Below are 16,935 nucleotides of genomic sequence, written 5' to 3' on the forward strand. Positions count from 1 at the left end.
TTCTCTTAATGGCTGGGGGTGGAGGCAGCGCGCGGCCGACGCGCCAGCGCCACGCCTGCACCGAACAGCGCGCCAATGACGCCCCACATGACCATCATGAACAGGCGACGCGGGCTATCGCGCGATACCGGCTCTTCTGGCGTACGCAGATAGCGGTACGTCTGGAACTGTTTATCCAGACGCGGTCCCGCCTGAAGCGTGCTCAGCATCGCTCTGTTTTGATCATAGCTCAAATCATAGGCAGGCCCGCTGGCCTGCAGTGTTTCCAGCTGTGCGCGTAACATGCGCTGGCCCAACAGGAAGCGATCGCTGTCTGGCAGGGCATCCCCTGAAACGGGGGCGCGATTTTCTTCAATACCCTGCTGGCTGGCCACGCTGAGCGCCTGTTCAATGCGCTGACGCTGGCGGTCAAAAACGGCCTGCGCCACTTCCTGCTGCCGCTTGACCTGCGCCTGCAGCTGCTCGCTGCGTGCTTGCCATGCTCCCTGTAACTCTGCGTTCAAGTGGCGAGCTGCACGCTCGCTGGCATACGCCACGTATTGACGCAGCAGATTGTTGGCATCGCTGGCGGTTTCGGCCACCAGTTTGATGGTGTCGCGCACGTTGTGGGCGGCGTCAGCCGGGGTGTACTGAATATTGTTAATGAGATCGTCCAGCAGCGCGGCATCGTTGTGCGCGTTGCCGCTTTTACGGCTTTTGTAATAATCGGTTTGCTGCCAGAAGTCGCGGCGCGTATCCCACGAGGCCAGTTGCATGGTGAGCTCCTGATACACTTCATCCATGACCGTTGGCGCAGGCGTGCTGAGATTCAGCGTGTTGGTGCGCATATCCAGATTATTTAAAAACTGCTGTTGTACGAAGAAGTCGCCCAGCATGTTTACCGTGGGGCGATCGGTGACGGCGGTGGTGCTCCAGGCCTGCTTCATCAGCATAGAGGCCAGCCATGCGAGCAGGGCAAAGAGCAGCGCAAAGCCGATAATCCAGCGCTTACCACGCCACAGTGTGCAGCCGAGGCCACGCACATCCAGTTCGTTCTCCACAACGACAGAGGTCATAATGCGTCCTTATTCAGGTACTTATCTGGGTAATTTATTTTTATCTTCGCTACTGCTGTGCCAGCGACGTTTAATGCGGCGAATTTTACGCGCCACGCGCCAGGCGTGTTTCAGGCAGTAGCCATACAGCAGAAAGGCCAGCAGGAAGAGCATCAGCATGACCCATTCGGGGATAAACGCGAGGTATTCGCCCAAGACGCCAATGCCCGCCAGAATGGCTGCCGCAGCCGTAATCAGTACAAACGCCTGACGAGAAGTAAACCCCGCGCGCATGATCAAATGGTGAATGTGCTGGCGATCGGCCGAGAAGGGACTCATGCCTTTACGCAGGCGACGATACATGATGGCAACCATGTCCATCAGCGGGATCGCGATCAGCCACAGCGCCGTGACGGGCGTAATAGGATGGCTCAGACCCTGGGTGGTTTCCAACAGGATCCAGATAATGGTGAACCCAATCATGGTGCTGCCGGCGTCGCCCATGAACACTTTGTAGCGCCGACCAATCAGCCCAAGATTCAATAAAATATAGGGTATCGTGGCGGCAATCATGGCAAAGCACCACATCGCCAGGCTGGTTTGCCCGTCGAAATAAAGAATGATGCCCATGGCGGCGAACGTCACGCTGGAGAGCCCGCCCAGCAGGCCATCAATGCCGTCGACCATGTTGAACGCGTTGATGGCTGCCCACACGGCAAACAGCGTCAGCACATAGCCGAAAGGCCCGACAATAAGCTCAACGGGGCCAATGATGAATCCGAGGCTCAACAGATAGAGTTTGGCGCCCACCATCATGATTACGGCGACAATGGCCTGTACCATGGCGCGAATCTTCACGCTGATGTCAAAGCGGTCGTCCAGTGCGCCGACCAGCACCAGTACGCCAGCGCAGCTCAAGTAAAGCAGCGCGTGCGGCAGATAATAATTGGTAATAGCGAAAGCGAAGCAGATCCCGGCGTACACAGAGATGCCTCCCACGAGCGGGATAGCACCATGATGGCGTTTTCTGGAGTTTGGCGTGTCAACAAGCCCAATTTTTTTAGCTGCTTTACGAGCAAAAAACAGAAACGCTAAAGTAAAAAGGAAAACTAAACCAAGCTCAGTACTCATAGTGAGTAAATTCACGTTAACGCTCTCAGCTAAAATCATGGGCAACCATACGCAAGGTCGCAGCCATTGCCCTATATCCTTAGTCCGAATTCTGCCGACGAGGCGTCTGATTGTATAAAAAACCAGCACGCTTTCGGCACAATCATTATAGTGCTTCCTGACTGGGCTAATCCTAATGCCCATAAATGAAAAACGCCACGTTAAGGCGTGGCGTTAGCAAAAAATTAGCAAATTGTGCAAGCGCGTGGGCGCGGTTAAGCGCCCTGTGTAGCGCCGTTTACGAGCGCTTCATCATGTCGAAGAATTCGTCATTGGTTTTGGTCATTGCCAATTTGTTGATGAGGAATTCCATCGCGTCAATTTCACCCATTGGATGGATAATTTTGCGCAAGATCCACATCTTCTGCAGCTCTTCCTGCGAGGTGAGCAGCTCTTCTTTACGCGTACCTGAGCGGTTGTAGTCAATGGCTGGGAAGACGCGCTTCTCTGCAATTTTACGCGACAGGTGCAGTTCCATGTTACCTGTACCTTTAAACTCTTCGTAGATGACTTCATCCATCTTGGAGCCGGTATCGACCAGCGCGGTGGCGATGATCGTCAAGCTACCGCCCTCTTCGACGTTACGTGCCGCACCAAAGAAGCGCTTCGGGCGGTGCAGGGCATTCGCGTCCACACCACCGGTCAACACTTTACCAGAAGCCGGTACCACGGTGTTGTAGGCGCGCGCCAGACGGGTAATCGAGTCAAGCAGGATAATAACGTCTTTTTTGTGCTCAACCAGGCGCTTGGCTTTTTCAATCACCATTTCTGCAACTTGTACGTGGCGAGACGCGGGTTCGTCAAAGGTCGACGCGATCACTTCGCCTTTCACCAGACGCTGCATTTCGGTCACTTCTTCAGGACGCTCATCGATCAGCAGCACCATCAGCACGCAGTCTGGATAGTTGTAAGCGATGCTCTGCGCAATGTTCTGCAGCAGCATGGTTTTACCGGCTTTTGGCGGTGCGACAATCAGGCCACGCTGACCACGCCCAATCGGCGAAGCAAGATCCAGCACGCGAGCGGTCAGATCTTCGGTAGAGCCGTTACCGCGCTCCATACGCAAACGGTTGTTGGCGTGCAGCGGCGTCAGGTTTTCGAACAGAATCTTGTTGCGCGCGTTTTCCGGCTTGTCGTAGTTAACTTCGTTAACTTTCAACAGCGCAAAGTAGCGTTCACCTTCTTTCGGCGGGCGGATTTTGCCCGAGATGGTATCACCAGTGCGGAGGTTGAAGCGGCGAATTTGGCTGGGAGAAACGTAGATATCATCAGGACCGGCGAGGTAGGAGCTGTCTCCAGAACGGAGGAAACCAAATCCATCCTGAAGTATCTCCAGCACACCATCACCAAAGATGTCTTCGCCACTTTTCGCGTGCTGCTTGAGGATAGAGAAAATAATATCCTGCTTACGCATACGTGCCTGGTTTTCCAGCCCCATATTTTCGCCGAGGACAATCAGCTCAGAAACCGGCGTATTCTTTAATTCGGTAAGATTCATAGTGATGGGTTCTTAAACTCGGGGTAATTCTCGAAATGTTTGTCGTGAATGGTATGGCAAAAATTCCATGCCTGTTAATGGCTCTTTTTCGACTCTGCTCAACAGTTATCGTCAGATGTGGCGACAGGAAATGTGGAGACGGTCGAAAGGTGATGCCGAATGATGCTAGCCGTCAGATTGCCAAACCACGAAAACGTTCAAAGCGAGTAGGGTCTGACAAGGGAAAACTTTAGATGCAAACTACAAGGTAAGTGCGTAATGCAGTGTCGTCAAATTAACACGTCAAAAGGATGGCGTCCAGCAGTGGTGAAAAAATTCACCGCTGCTGGAAAACGCGGCAGCTGGCTTATGCCAGATTTGCGTTGAGAAACTCTTTCAGCTGACCTTTTGACAGGGCGCCGACTTTGGTTGCGGCCACTTCACCGTTCTTAAACAGCAGCAGGGTCGGAATACCGCGGATGCCATATTTTGGCGCGGTGCCCGGGTTGTCATCGATGTTCAACTTGGCGATAGTCAGCTTGCCGTCGTACTCATCGGCGATCTCATCGAGAATCGGGGCGATCATTTTGCAAGGACCACACCACTCAGCCCAAAAATCAACCAGAGTGACACCGTCGGCTTTCAGCACGTCAGTCTCAAAACTGTCATCGGTCAAGTGAACGATTTTATCGCTGCTCATGTTTAACTCCAAAAATTATGCCTGGCGAATTGGCGTAAAATAAACCATCTAGGTTAACTTTATTTCACCGGATACGCTTTCGTAAAGCGATAGTAAGCTGATATTCTACCACACTATGAGCAAAACACACTTAACAGAACAGAAGTTTTCCGACTTCGCCCTGCACCCACAGGTAATTGAAGCCCTTGATACAAAAGGCTTTTCTAATTGCACGCCTATTCAGGCGCTCGCATTGCCTTTTGCGCTTTCAGGGCGTGATGTAGCGGGTCAGGCGCAAACCGGTACCGGCAAAACGATGGCGTTTCTGACGTCAACGTTTCATCATCTTCTCTCTCACCCGCCAGCAGAAGGCCGCCAAATTAATCAGCCGCGCGCGCTGATCATGGCGCCGACCCGTGAGCTCGCCGTACAGATCCACGCGGATGCGGAGCCACTGGCACACTCAACTGGTCTCAAGCTCGGGCTCGCCTACGGCGGCGATGGCTACGATAAGCAATTGAAAGTGCTGGCAGACGGCGTGGACATCCTGGTTGGAACTACCGGGCGCCTGATCGATTATGCTAAACAGAACCACGTCAACCTGGGCGCCATTCAGGTCGTGGTGCTGGACGAAGCCGATCGCATGTTCGATCTCGGCTTTATTAAAGACATTCGCTGGCTGTTCCGCCGCATGCCGCCCGCTACGCAGCGTCTGAGCATGCTCTTCTCCGCCACGCTCTCTTACCGCGTGCGGGAACTGGCGTTCGAGCACATGAACAACGCGGAATATGTTGAAGTGGAACCGGAGCAAAAAACCGGCCACCGCATTAAAGAAGAACTTTTCTATCCGTCCAACGAAGAGAAGATGCGCCTGCTGCAAACGTTAGTAGAAGAAGAGTGGCCGGATCGCGCCATTATCTTTGCTAACACCAAGCATCGCTGTGAAGATATCTGGGGCCATTTAGCGGCCGATGGTCATCGCGTGGGCCTGCTCACCGGCGACGTTGCGCAGAAAAAACGCCTGCGCATTTTGGATGATTTCACCAAGGGGGATGTTGATATCCTCGTGGCCACTGACGTTGCCGCGCGCGGTCTGCACATTCCTGCCGTCACCCACGTGTTTAACTACGATTTGCCTGACGATCGCGAAGATTACGTCCATCGCATTGGACGTACCGGCCGCGCCGGTGCCAGCGGGCACTCTATCAGCCTGGCCTGTGAAGAGTACGCGCTCAACCTGCCAGCGATTGAAGAGTATATTGGTCACAGCATTCCCGTGAGCAAATACAACAGCGACGCGCTGCTGGACGATCTGCCGCCACCGAAACGCCTGCAGCGCAGCCGTTCTGGCAACGGCCCTCGTCGCGGTGGGAACAACAACAGCCGTCGCGGCGCCCCCCGCAATAACAACCGCAAACGTTCGAGTTAAGCACACATGCTAAGCGCATCGTCACTTTATGCAGCGATTGATTTAGGTTCTAACAGCTTTCATATGTTGGTGGTGCGCGAAGTCTCAGGCAGTATTCAGACCGTGGCGCGCATTAAGCGCAAAGTGCGTCTGGCTGCCGGCCTCAATCGAGACAATCAGCTTTCGATTGAGGCAATGCAACGTGGATGGCAATGCCTTAAACTTTTTTCTGAGCAGCTTCAGGATATTCCTTCTGCGCAAATCCGCGTGGTGGCGACCGCTACGCTGCGCATCGCGCTGAACGCGCAGGACTTTCTCACTACGGCACAACAGATCCTCGGTTGCCCTATCAATGTGATCAGCGGTGAGGAAGAAGCGCGCCTGATCTATCAGGGCGTGGCGCATACCACCGGCGGTTCCGATCAGCGTCTGGTGGTAGATATCGGCGGTGGCAGCACAGAGCTGGTCACTGGCGTTGCCTCGCATGCAACCTCGTTATTTAGCCTGCCGATGGGCTGCGTGACCTGGCTGGAGCGTTTTTTCAGCGATCGCCATCTGGCCAAAGAGAATTTTGCCCAAGCCGAACACGCCGCGCGTGACATGATCCGCCCTGTCGCGGGCGCGCTGCGCGAAAACGGCTGGCAGATTTGCGTAGGCGCTTCCGGCACGGTGCAAGCTTTGCAGGAGATCATGGTGGCGCAGGGCATGGATGAGCGCATCACCCTGAATAAGTTGCAGCAGCTCAAGCAGCGCGCCATTCAGTGCGGCAAGCTGGAGGAGCTGGAGATTGAAGGCTTAACGCTGGAGCGTGCGCTGGTGTTCCCCAGCGGCTTGTCGATTCTGATCGCCATTTTTCAGGAGCTGAACATCGACAGCATGATGCTGGCTGGCGGTGCGCTGCGTGAAGGCTTGGTCTATGGCATGCTACACCAGCCTATCGATCGCGATATCCGCACGCGCACGCTGCAAACTGTGCAGCGCCGCTTTGCCATCGATGTCGACCAAGCCAGCCGCGTTCAGCAGCTGGCAGAGAGCTTTTTCCGCCAGGTGAGCACCCGCTGGAAGCTGGACCAGCGCAGCCGCGAGCTGCTAATGAGCGCCTGTGCGATTCATGAAATCGGCCTCAGCGTAGACTTTCGTCAGGCACCTCAGCACGCAGCCTACCTGATTCGCCATCTCGATCTGCCGGGGTTCACCCCAGCGCAGAAAAAAATGCTGGCTTGCCTGCTGCAAAATCAGAGCGGCAGTATCGATCTGGCGCTGTTGACGCAGCAAAATGCGGTGCCACCGCGCATGGCTGAACGTTTGAGCCGCCTGCTGCGTCTGGCCATTATCTTCTCAACCCGCCGCCGCGATGACACCTTGCCCGCCGTGCGCCTGCACGCCGATGACGATGCTCTGCACCTGACCTTGCCCGCTGGCTGGCTGGAAGCGCACCCGCTGCGCGCCGAACTCCTGGAACAAGAAAGCCACTACCAGTCTTACGTGCACTGGCTTCTGACCCTTTCCTGATAACGCAGGCTACGCCCCGGCGCAGCCTGCACGCAGCGTCTTAATGCCAGGCTACGCTGTTCTCAACGAACCGGGCTGCGCTTACTCGCTCTTCTTTGCCTTCTCCAGCATGGCCCGCAGACCGGCTACGCGCGTTTGCCCGGTTTTCATCCGCTCTTCCGCACTCACCACTTTCTTCTCGCGCTCCCACGTCACGTCGTCCTGCGGCAGCTCCAGCAAAAAGCGACTCGGTTCGGGCCGCACCAGCTCGCCATACTGGCGCCGCTCACGGCACAACGTAAACGTCAGCTCTTTTTGCGCACGCGTGATGCCGACGTAAGCCAGCCGCCGCTCCTCTTCGATGTTGTTCTCATCGATGCTGCTTTGATGCGGCAGCAGCCCCTCCTCCATACCCACCAGATACACATAGGGGAACTCCAATCCTTTGGAGGCGTGCAGCGTCATGAGTTGCACCTGATCCAGCTCTTCATCGCTTTCACCGCGCTCCATCATGTCGCGCAGCGTAAAGCGCGTGACCACCTGCGCCAGCGTCATCGGCTCGTTGAGCTCATCCCCTTCCAGCATTTCCGTCATCCACTGGAACAGCGTGTTGACGTTTTTCATGCGCATTTCTGCGGCTTTGGGACTGGGTGAGGTTTCAAACAGCCAGCTTTCATAATCGATACCGCGAATCAGATCGCGCACCGCATTCACCGGCTCACGTTCGGTCAGCTGAATGATCTCATTGAGCCAGTGTGTAAAGCGCTGCAGGTGTTCCAGCCCGCGACCGCTCAGCGTTTGCGCCAGCCCCATGTCAAAGCTGGCATGAAACAGGCTCTTGCTGCGCAGCGTGGCCCACTCGCCCAGCTTTTGCAGCGTCGCCGGGCCAATTTCCCGCCGTGGTGTATTCACAATGCGCAGAAAGGCACTGTCATCTTCCTGATTGGTTAATACGCGCAGATAGGCCAGCAAATCTTTGATCTCCGGACGTGAGAAAAAAGAGGTGCCGCCGGAGATGCGATAAGGGATGCGGTTCTGCATCAGCTGCTTTTCAAACACCCGCGACTGATGATTACCGCGATAAAGAATGGCGTAATCTTTGTATGCGGTCTTGTTCACAAAGTGATGGGCAATCAGCTCACCCGCCACGCGCTCGGCTTCATGATCTTCATTATTCGCACTCAGCACTTTCAGCTCGCTGCCCTGCCCCAGTTCGGAGAACAGGCGTTTTTCAAACACGTGCGGATTGTTGGCGATCAAAATATTGGCCGCCTTGAGAATGCGCTGGGTAGAGCGGTAATTCTGCTCAAGCTTCACCACTTCCAGCGCGGGGAAGTCCTGTTTTAGCAACACAAGATTTTGCGGGCGCGCACCGCGCCAAGAGTAAATCGACTGGTCGTCGTCGCCCACCACGGTGAAGCGGGCCCGCGCACCCACCAGCAACTTGACCAGTTCATACTGGCTGGTGTTGGTATCTTGATACTCATCCACCAGCAGATAGCGAATGCGTTGCTGCCAGCGCTCACGCACGGCTTCATTGCGCTGCAACAGCAGCGTCGGCAGTAAAATCAGATCGTCAAAATCCAGCACGTTGCACGCTTTGAGATGCTGGTCATAGAGCTGATAGCAGTGCGCGAAAATCTGATCGCGCTGCGATTTGGCCAGCCCGGCCGCGCCCTGCGGATCGATCAGATCATTTTTCCAGTTAGAGATGGTGGAAATCAGCTGCTGTAGCAGCGTTTTGTCTTCCTCCAGCCACTGCTTAGTCAGGTCTTTCAACAGCGCCAGCTGATCCTGATCGTCAAACAGGGAAAAGGTCGATTTCATGCCCAAGGCGGCATATTCACGCTTGATGATCTCCAGCCCCAGCGTATGGAACGTGGAGATCATCAGCCCGCGCGCTTCTTTGCGCCCCAGCGTTTGCGCCACGCGCTCTTTCATCTCGCGCGAGGCTTTGTTGGTGAACGTTACCGCCGCGATGTGGCGCGCCTGATAACCGCATTCGCGAATCAGGTGGGCAATTTTGTTGGTGATCACGCGGGTTTTACCGGACCCCGCACCCGCCAGTACCAGACAGGGGCCGGTGACAAATTCAACCGCTCGTTGTTGGCCGGGGTTTAAACGCATATTGAAATTTCACTCAGTTGGATCGAACAAAAGGCGGCTATAATGCGCCGCACATTATACATAGCGAGACCTCAAGATGGCGAAAACAGCGGCAGCTTTACATATCCTCGTGAAACAGGAAGCACAGGCCAACGCGCTGCTGGCGCAGCTGGAGAAGGGCGCCAACTTTCAACAGTTGGCCAAAAAGCACTCTACCTGCCCGTCAGGACGCAACGGCGGTGATTTAGGTGAGTTTCGTAAGGGTCAAATGGTGCCCGCCTTTGATAAGGCGGTGTTTACCTGCCCGTTGCTGCAACCTTATGGACCGGTAAAAACCGCCTTTGGCTATCACATCATTAAAGTGCTGTGGCGCACCTGATCACTTCTGATTTTTCATCTGCTGCAGTACGCGACTGCACTGGTTATCATCCGTATCGCTGGGCGAAATCAGCGCCAGCAGCGCCGCCGCGGGCGTCAGGACCGTGCCCAGCGCCACGGCAGCGGCACCGCGTGCCAGCAACGGCCCGGTTTTCACGCCAGCATCGGGATTTTTAAAGGTGCCGCGCACATACAGCGGCGAGCGCAGTGTGATAACACGCACGCCTTTGCTTTCGGGATTGACGGTTAAATCCAGCCGCTCACTGGCAAAATTGGCGTTGCCAGATACGTTGATCACGGCGTTTTCCGTATCAAACACGAAGATGCGCGGCGTGGCCACGCCCTGACGCACATTCAGGTCGGTGGCGGCGCAGTTAATGCGTACCTCGTCATCCCCGAACAGTTTGCCGACGATGTAGTTGCCCACATTCAGGCCGGCAATCTCCATCAGGCTGCGACTAATCAGCCCGTCGTTCATTAATAGCTTGAGCTCGCCGTTGCTGGTGCCGAGCAGATCGGCGACGGAGTTGCCGCTTCCGCTCAGGCTGGCATCACCGTTGAGCTGCCCCAGGCTGCGCTGCATCGCCGTGACACCCGGGAACAATTGACGCAGTTGCAGCTTACGTGCGTGCAGATCCGCGCGACCCCGCATCGGCGAGCGATCGCCCTCCAGCCGAATAGTGGTATTGATGCTGCCGCCCGCCATGCCAAAGCGCAGCGGATCGAGCAGCAGCGTGCTGTCCTTCAACTGCAGATGGGTATACAGATCGCTCAGAGGCAGCTTACTGCTGTGCTCAATGCGTTTGCCGCTGAATTTTACGTCGGCGTCCATCGCGCCCCAGCTTTGGGTTTCGAAGCGGTCATGTGGCAGTACGCGGTCCGCAGGCTGCGCCGCCGCTTCGCCGCGCTGTGCTTTCGCGCGCTGCGTTTGTTCGCTGCCCTTGCCGGAATTTACGCCAATCAGCGGCCCCAAATCAGCCATTCTCAGCTGATCCGAGCGCAGCTCGCCCGTGAGCAGAGGACGCGGTTTGCCCTGGCGATACGCCAGCGAGCCATGAATATCGCTGTCGCCAATATGCCCGTTGAAATTCTCATAGCGGAAAAGCGCGCCTTTCTGATCATTAAAGCGGGCAATCAGATGGCCGTCGGTTTCATAAGGCGGCGTGTCGGGCAGCAGCACGCCGGTGAGGCCATACAAATTGGCCAGCGTGTCACCCGAAAAGCGCAGACGCACATTCAATCCACCGAGGTTCAGCGGATCTTGCAGCGTACCGGCGGCGCGCACGCGCGTGGTGCCGTTACGCACATCAAACTGCAGCGGGAACGGCGTGGTTTGACTGCGCAACGACAGCATGCCCCCGATCTTGCCTTCCCCGCTCAGCGTTTGCTGGTTGTACGTGCCCTTGGCCTGCCAGCCAAACACAAAATCGCCCGCCCCCTTCTGTTGGTCGTCTCCGCCCGCCACTTGGCCATAAGGCACCGGCTTGCCGAGCGGATTGATCTGCACGGTCACATCCGCGTTATTGACCGCATCGCGATAGCGCACTTGCCCCTGGTCAAACAGCACATTATCGAGGCGGAATGACCATGCGGAGGGGGCCGCGTTGGGATCGCTGTTTTCACTGCTGGCGAGGGTAAAGGTCCAATTGTTTTTTTTATCGGCGGTCTGCACCAGTCGCGCGTCCGGCTGCTGCAATTTTATCCACGGCAGGTAGAGTTCTTTATGCAGTAACGCCAGCGGCGCCAGGGTGGCATCAGCACGTTGCAGATGGACCATGGTGACATCGGGCACGCCGGGGGGATTGCCCAGCATAATGTCTTCGGCATGAATGTACGGCCAAGGCACCCAACTCCGCCAGCCATGCTCTTCGCGGTTTCGCGCCCAGTTAACGCCCAGATCGCCGCGAATCGCGAAAGGTCGATTCAGCTCTGCGGAAACTTTTTGATTGATGGTGGGTTTTAGGCGATTCCAGTCAAACGTCGCAATAACGATGGCGAGTATTACCACCAGCAACGCAATAATGCCCGCCGTTATGCTGACTATTTTTCCCGTACGCGACATGCTGCTTCCTCCTTGGCCATAGCGTCTCTGTTAACTGTAGTCGAGACGCCTGCGCTTGGGATTTAGCAGAGCGCGAGTACCAGCGTTTCCAGCTCAGAAAACGGCTGTGGGCGTGAGAAATAGTAGCCTTGCGCCGCCATCGCCGGTGAAGAGCAGACATGTTGCCACTCCTCTTCGGTCTCTACACCCTCGACGATCACGCCGTTACAGTAGCGATTAATCAGCGTCAGCAGCATGGAAAACAGCGAGCGGCCTTCATCGGTCGCGCGCAGCAGCATGAAAAGCTCGCGTGAGAGTTTGATGTAGTCGTAGCGCAATTCCGTGAGCGCCGAAAAGTTCGCCATCCCGGAACCAAAATCGTCCAGCCACAGCGGCCCCAGCTCGGGCATCTGCGCGACCATCTCTTCCTGGGGCAGCGCATGGTGTTCCGTTAACTCAAAGCGCACCCATGGGAGCTGCGTAATTCGCGCACGGATCGCCTGATGATGCTGGATGGCCATCAGCGTCGGCCCGTCAATATTCACCGACGCCACCAGCTGATGCGTAATAAAGAACGCGGCGTGCTGCCACAGCAGTTGCAGCTGTTCCTCAACGATACTCAGCCGTTGTGCAATCGTCAGGGCGTCAAAATAGGCTTCAGGCGACAGGGATTTTCCGGGTGCGCCAGGATGGCTCACCGACGTGAGCAATTCAATGGCCAGCAAGCGACCGGAAACCTGGTAAATGGGCTGGAAGGTATAGAATCGTTGGCACTGCTGCCAGAAGCGACGCGTCTCCCTTTGTTGCTCCAGTTCAAATGTCACAGGCAGCCGATGACGCAGATTCTTCATCACCATGGTTTTTTCCTGATAGGTGGAGGGTTGCCTGCAAAGCGTATCTTAGCGGCAAGTTCCGGCTTATACCGGATAACTGATTAACCAAAGCGACCACAGGGCTGTTGAGTTTAGCAGCGTGATACACCGCTAATCGCTGAATAAGGCCCCACTTTTTCCGTTAAATCGCTGCTATACGCCGAAATTGCCACCTTAAGTTAAATTAAAACACCGTTTTAAATATTATTGACAGCTGCCATACCAGACGCGAGACTCGGAGCAGACTTCATCAGGGGCCACGGACCATGACGCAGAAAAAAATCGCTATCATCGGCGAATGCATGATTGAGTTATCTGAGAAAGGGCAGCACATCCAACGCGGATTCGGGGGGGATACGTTAAATACTGCCGTTTATCTGGCGCGTCAGTGCGATCAACAGCAACTGCAGGTTGCGTATGTCACCGCGCTGGGCACGGACAGTTTCAGCGAGAGCATGCTCGCCGCGTGGCAGCAGGAGAATGTGCAGACCGCTCTGATTCAGCGCCTGGACCATAAAATGCCAGGCCTGTACTTCATTGAAACGGACGATGCGGGTGAACGTACCTTCTGGTACTGGCGCAGCGACGCGGCCGCCCGCTTCTGGCTGGAAGGCCCAGAGTCTGAGGCAATCTGCGCGCAATTAGTCCACTACGATTTTTTGTACCTCAGCGGGATAAGCCTCGCGATTCTCCCGTCCGCGAGCCGCGAAAAGCTGATGTCGCTCCTGCATACCTGTCGGCAAAATGGCGGCAACGTGATTTTCGACAACAATTATCGTCCGCGACTTTGGGCAGACCCGCGCGACGCACAGCACGCGTATGCCGCGATGCTACGCCACACCGATATCGCGTTTCTGACGCTGGATGACGAGCACCTGCTGTGGGGCGAGCAGCCGCTGGAAGCGGTCTTTGCCCGCGCGCGCGCGGCAGGCGTTAAGGAGATCGTGATTAAACGCGGTGCCGAAGCCTGTTTGGTCGCGGTGGACGATGAACCGCCACAGACCATTCCGGCGCTGCAACTGGCAAAAGAAAAGGTCATTGATACCACCGCCGCAGGCGACTCCTTTAGTGCAGGCTATCTCGCTGTGCGTTTAGCCGGAGGCAGTGCAGCGGACGCCGCGGCGCGCGGGCATCTTATCGCCAGCACGGTGATCCAGCACCGCGGCGCGATCATTCCCCGCAGCGCCATGCCGTAAACCCCGCGCGGGTGGCGCGGTGTCACCCGCAATAAAACCTTCATTTTTGCTAACGCAGCGAGACGGAAAATTTGGCTTAATCGCGCATTTTATTCTGTCAGTTTTGGCTAGCACCGCCCACTGTTCATCTGCGCCTGTTTACTGTGTCATTTGGTTCACGTCTGCTTAAGTGAATGATTTAAATTCAATGCATTACGTCAGAAAATATTGCCGCCAGGCATAGTCCGAAACTGCGTAAAACCGCCTGCCATCGCTGGACGCCAGCCATAAAAAAGACCATGTTTTAATCAATAACAGCAGGACGCTGTGACGCTGGCCGCGAACATAAAAATGATGACCCTCCCGTTAGGACAGGCTTATGCACACAGAAATTATCAATATCTGGCCGCACGGTGATGCGCCAGGCGCAAGTGACTCGCGCGCGCAGCCGCAGATTGTCGATCTTGCCAAAGAGTACGAACCTTATGACCGCGCCGCCACGGGCGTGCGCTGCCCGGAAATGGCCATTTGGCACCCGGAAACCTCTAACGGCATTACCCTGTTGGTCGCGCCTGGCGGCGGCTACCAGCGCGTGCTGATCGACCGAGAAGGCAGCGCGCTCGCGACGTTCTTCACCTCCATGGGCTATACGCTGGCGGTGATGACGTATCGCCTGCCGTACGATGGCCACCACGAAGGACCCGACGCGCCGCTGGCGGATGCGCAACGTGCGGTGCGCGTGCTGCGCGAACGGGCGCAGCGCGGCATGAACGGCAAATATGTTGTGATGATGGGTTTTTCTGCGGGCGGCCACGTTGCAGCCTCGTTGGGTACCCGCTTCGGCGAGAAGATCTATCCCGTTCAGGATCAAGCAGACAGCTTCTCCCCGCGCCCTGATGCCATGGTGCTGATCTATCCGGTAATCAGTATGCGCGACGGGTTGGCGCACGAAAGTTCACGCACTCGTCTGCTGGGCGCGTGGCCTGACCAAAAGCAGATTGATGCCTATTCATTGGAGACGCGCGTCCATGCCCAGACGCCGCCTACGCTGCTGATTCACGCCACCGATGATGAGACGGTGCCAGTGAACAACAGCATGGTGTTCTTCAGCGCCTTGCGCGAGCACAAGATACCCACAGAGATTCACTTCTATCAGAAAGGCGGGCATGGTTTTGGCATTCGCGGGGTCGCGGATTATCCGCTCGCGAGCTGGCCGATGCTGGTGACAGAGTGGCTGCGCGCCAAAACCTGATCCCCTTTATAGGTCGCGCCACAGCGGCGTTGACTGCGCGGGTTCGCCCCGGTCACTTACCTGTGTAAGCGACCGGGAATCAGCCCCTTTGGGGAGGGATGTTTAAAGCTTACGAGGAGCGCAGGGTGCACGCCTATAGCGCCTTATCAGGCTGACGGCGGCGCGACTTCCGCGGCACTCGCGCTGCCGCTGGTATCGGGCTTGGCCTCTTCAGCAGCAGGCGCGTTGGCGGGTGGCGCCATCAGCTTGTCCCAGCTCTCTTGCAGCGATTTTACGTTGGTCTCCGCCTCACCCTGCGGCTGAATCAGCACCATGGTAAGCTCCTGCGTCAGCTGTTGACGCAGTTCCTGATTGAGTTGCTCACGCGTGAGTTCACCCAGGAAGGTCTGGCGCAACTTCTGGTACTGCTCCGGCGCAATGTCCACGACCGCGTTCTGCTGCGATCGCAAACGCTGCCCGACCAGAATATCGGTATCGGTGCGCGCATAGGTAGCAAACAGCTTGTTCAGCTCCAGCAGCTTCTGCGCCATCAGCGCATCAAACTCCTCTTGCGGCAGCCCTTTATCACGCACAGTCGCCAGTTCTTTCGCCACCTGATTCAGGTTCTGTGCCAGCGACGCGTTCGGGCTATCCATATTGATAGCGCATTGCGCACGTTGGTACAGCACGCGGCAGTCAAAGCCCACCTGCACGTTTTGCGCCTTGCTATCGGCCAGGGCGCGCTGTACGTGCCAGAACAGCGCTTCGCGTGCCAAATCGCTCTGCCAGTAGCGCTGCAAGTTTTGCGAGTCACGAATCGGCTGCCAGGCGGTATCCCACACCAGCGATAAGCGATCCTGATTGATTGCGCCGTTCACTAAATTCACCGGCTGGTTTGGCAGCGGCGACAGCGTCGGGAGCGGCGCCGGCGCGGCACGCTTGCCGGTGAGCGGTGAGAAGGCCTTGTTAATCTGCTCCGCCATACTGCGACCGTCCACATTCCCTACCACATAGAGCGTCATGCTATCGGGCGTATACCACTGCTGATAAAAACGCGTCAGCTGGGCAATATCGACGGGCGCGCGCGGGGCTTCGCCGGGGTCGTGCGCCAGCATGGTGGAACCCTTCAGGCGATAACGCCACCAAACATCTTGGGTGTTGGCTGGCCAAGTGGCAATCGGATCGGTGGCGCCCAACGCCGCGGTGATCACCTGCTCGTTAATGTCCATTTTCCCTGCAGTTGCCGCCAGCCAGCTCAGGGCTTCTTTCAGCAACTCGGGACGGTTGTTGGGCAGGCTCAGGTTGTATTGCGTGTAATCGTAAGAGGTGATGGCGGGCGGTAAAGGCCGCTGCGGATCCATCGCCTGCTGCCACAGCGCGCGCTGCTGGTTGGTATCCAGCGCGGTGTTGTGCACCATCGCCAGACGCGGTAATAAATGGCTATAGCCGGTTTGCTGTGCGCTCTCCACCAGTGAGCCGGTGTTAATCATTAAGCGCAGCTCGATACGGTCGCTTGGACGCTGCGGCGTGGTCAGCAGCTGCCAGCTAAACCCATTATCCAGTTTGCCTTCCTGCCAGGCGGGATCGGGCTGGAGTGTTTCAGCGTGTACGCCAAAGCCGGATGCCGCAAGGATCAATCCGCCAGCCATAAGCCGAATTATGGTGCCCTGCATGTGAACCCCTACTCAAACAGATAAACGCTCGTTAGCGCGGCCTTTACGGTCACGAAGAATGCGACCGGCGCGGTACATTACCGCCACGTTTATTCAACGACAGACTCTTTGACCACAATAAGGTCAGGAAGTCGCGCCACGAGGTAAAAAATCAGGAAAAAAATCAATGGGGTTTATTATGCAAATGCCCGCTGTCAGGG

Annotated in this window: 13 protein-coding genes; 5 read left to right on the top strand and 8 right to left on the bottom strand. The window is 56.4% G+C overall.

Annotation, left to right across the window (positions count from 1 at the left end):
* Positions 1-5: 5 nt before the first annotated feature.
* From wzzE to trxA, 4 genes are all read right to left on the bottom strand, one after another.
* Positions 6-1,055: an ECA polysaccharide chain length modulation protein gene (gene wzzE / locus LU196_RS16690; protein WP_232760640.1), complete on the bottom strand. Its 1,050-nt coding sequence runs from the start codon at positions 1,053-1,055 to the stop codon at positions 6-8.
* Positions 1,056-1,076: 21 nt separating this feature from the next.
* Positions 1,077-2,165: a UDP-N-acetylglucosamine--undecaprenyl-phosphate N-acetylglucosaminephosphotransferase gene (gene wecA / locus LU196_RS16695; protein WP_232760641.1), complete on the bottom strand. Its 1,089-nt coding sequence runs from the start codon at positions 2,163-2,165 to the stop codon at positions 1,077-1,079.
* A 277-nt stretch (positions 2,166-2,442) separates the two neighbouring features.
* A complete protein-coding gene (gene rho / locus LU196_RS16700) occupies positions 2,443-3,702 on the bottom strand; it encodes a transcription termination factor Rho (RefSeq protein ID WP_232760642.1) in 1,260 nt (419 codons plus the stop codon).
* Positions 3,703-4,048: 346 nt separating this feature from the next.
* Positions 4,049-4,381 carry a thioredoxin TrxA gene (gene trxA / locus LU196_RS16705; protein WP_232760643.1) on the bottom strand — a complete coding sequence of 111 codons (333 nt, stop codon included), beginning with the start codon at positions 4,379-4,381 and terminating at the stop codon, positions 4,049-4,051.
* 115 nt (positions 4,382-4,496) lie between these two features.
* On the opposite strand from trxA, the gene rhlB reads away from it, so the two are divergent.
* Both rhlB and gppA read left to right on the top strand, forming a co-directional pair.
* Positions 4,497-5,789, top strand: coding sequence for an ATP-dependent RNA helicase RhlB (gene rhlB / locus LU196_RS16710; RefSeq protein WP_232760644.1), 1,293 nt, complete (start codon positions 4,497-4,499; stop codon positions 5,787-5,789).
* Positions 5,790-5,795: 6 nt separating this feature from the next.
* The gene (gene gppA, locus LU196_RS16715; RefSeq protein ID WP_232760645.1) at positions 5,796-7,280 is read left to right on the top strand and encodes a guanosine-5'-triphosphate,3'-diphosphate diphosphatase; all 1,485 of its coding nucleotides are present in this window, start codon (positions 5,796-5,798) and stop codon (positions 7,278-7,280) included.
* Positions 7,281-7,361: 81 nt separating this feature from the next.
* Here the strand turns inward: gppA and rep are convergent, their stop codons facing one another.
* Entirely contained in the window at positions 7,362-9,386 is a 2,025-nt protein-coding gene (gene rep / locus LU196_RS16720; RefSeq protein ID WP_232760646.1) for a DNA helicase Rep, read from the bottom strand.
* A gap of 76 nt (positions 9,387-9,462) precedes the next feature.
* Here rep and ppiC point away from each other — a divergent pair, with 76 nt between their 5' ends.
* Positions 9,463-9,744, top strand: a complete 282-nt coding sequence (gene ppiC / locus LU196_RS16725) for a peptidylprolyl isomerase PpiC (protein WP_232760647.1) — start codon at positions 9,463-9,465, stop codon at positions 9,742-9,744.
* On the opposite strand, the gene LU196_RS16730 is transcribed toward ppiC, so the two are convergent.
* Both LU196_RS16730 and pdeH read right to left on the bottom strand, forming a co-directional pair.
* The gene (locus LU196_RS16730; protein ID WP_232760648.1) at positions 9,745-11,805 is read right to left on the bottom strand and encodes an AsmA family protein; all 2,061 of its coding nucleotides are present in this window, start codon (positions 11,803-11,805) and stop codon (positions 9,745-9,747) included. It lies immediately after the preceding gene.
* Between the two features lie 62 nt (positions 11,806-11,867).
* Positions 11,868-12,641: a cyclic-guanylate-specific phosphodiesterase gene (pdeH, locus tag LU196_RS16735; protein ID WP_232760649.1), complete on the bottom strand. Its 774-nt coding sequence runs from the start codon at positions 12,639-12,641 to the stop codon at positions 11,868-11,870.
* 281 nt (positions 12,642-12,922) lie between these two features.
* Here pdeH and LU196_RS16740 point away from each other — a divergent pair, with 281 nt between their 5' ends.
* Both LU196_RS16740 and LU196_RS16745 read left to right on the top strand, forming a co-directional pair.
* A complete protein-coding gene (locus tag LU196_RS16740; protein WP_232760650.1) occupies positions 12,923-13,852 on the top strand; it encodes a sugar kinase in 930 nt (309 codons plus the stop codon).
* Between the two features lie 358 nt (positions 13,853-14,210).
* A complete protein-coding gene (locus LU196_RS16745) occupies positions 14,211-15,083 on the top strand; it encodes an alpha/beta hydrolase (RefSeq protein WP_232760651.1) in 873 nt (290 codons plus the stop codon).
* 146 nt (positions 15,084-15,229) lie between these two features.
* Here LU196_RS16745 and LU196_RS16750 read toward each other — a convergent pair whose 3' ends face one another.
* Positions 15,230-16,735 (bottom strand): pitrilysin family protein, encoded by a 1,506-nt coding sequence (locus LU196_RS16750; protein ID WP_232760652.1) that lies wholly within the window; start codon positions 16,733-16,735, stop codon positions 15,230-15,232.
* Positions 16,736-16,935 lie beyond the last annotated feature (200 nt).

The organism is Pantoea sp. Mb-10 (genome assembly GCF_021272205.1).
Taxonomy (GTDB): Bacteria; Pseudomonadota; Gammaproteobacteria; order Enterobacterales; family Enterobacteriaceae; genus Pantoea.

Bases quoted from the DNA above. Each gene is read 5' to 3' on its own strand.
- wzzE (WP_232760640.1), bottom strand. From the start codon at position 1,055: ATGACCTCTGTCGTTGTGGAGAACGAACTGGATGTGCGTGGCCTCGGC.
- wecA (WP_232760641.1), bottom strand. From the start codon at position 2,165: ATGAGTACTGAGCTTGGTTTAGTTTTCCTTTTTACTTTAGCGTTTCTG.
- rho (WP_232760642.1), bottom strand. From the start codon at position 3,702: ATGAATCTTACCGAATTAAAGAATACGCCGGTTTCTGAGCTGATTGTC.
- trxA (WP_232760643.1), bottom strand. From the start codon at position 4,381: ATGAGCAGCGATAAAATCGTTCACTTGACCGATGACAGTTTTGAGACT.
- rhlB (WP_232760644.1), top strand. From the start codon at position 4,497: ATGAGCAAAACACACTTAACAGAACAGAAGTTTTCCGACTTCGCCCTG.
- gppA (WP_232760645.1), top strand. From the start codon at position 5,796: ATGCTAAGCGCATCGTCACTTTATGCAGCGATTGATTTAGGTTCTAAC.
- rep (WP_232760646.1), bottom strand. From the start codon at position 9,386: ATGCGTTTAAACCCCGGCCAACAACGAGCGGTTGAATTTGTCACCGGC.
- ppiC (WP_232760647.1), top strand. From the start codon at position 9,463: ATGGCGAAAACAGCGGCAGCTTTACATATCCTCGTGAAACAGGAAGCA.
- LU196_RS16730 (WP_232760648.1), bottom strand. From the start codon at position 11,805: ATGTCGCGTACGGGAAAAATAGTCAGCATAACGGCGGGCATTATTGCG.
- pdeH (WP_232760649.1), bottom strand. From the start codon at position 12,641: ATGGTGATGAAGAATCTGCGTCATCGGCTGCCTGTGACATTTGAACTG.
- LU196_RS16740 (WP_232760650.1), top strand. From the start codon at position 12,923: ATGACGCAGAAAAAAATCGCTATCATCGGCGAATGCATGATTGAGTTA.
- LU196_RS16745 (WP_232760651.1), top strand. From the start codon at position 14,211: ATGCACACAGAAATTATCAATATCTGGCCGCACGGTGATGCGCCAGGC.
- LU196_RS16750 (WP_232760652.1), bottom strand. From the start codon at position 16,735: ATGCAGGGCACCATAATTCGGCTTATGGCTGGCGGATTGATCCTTGCG.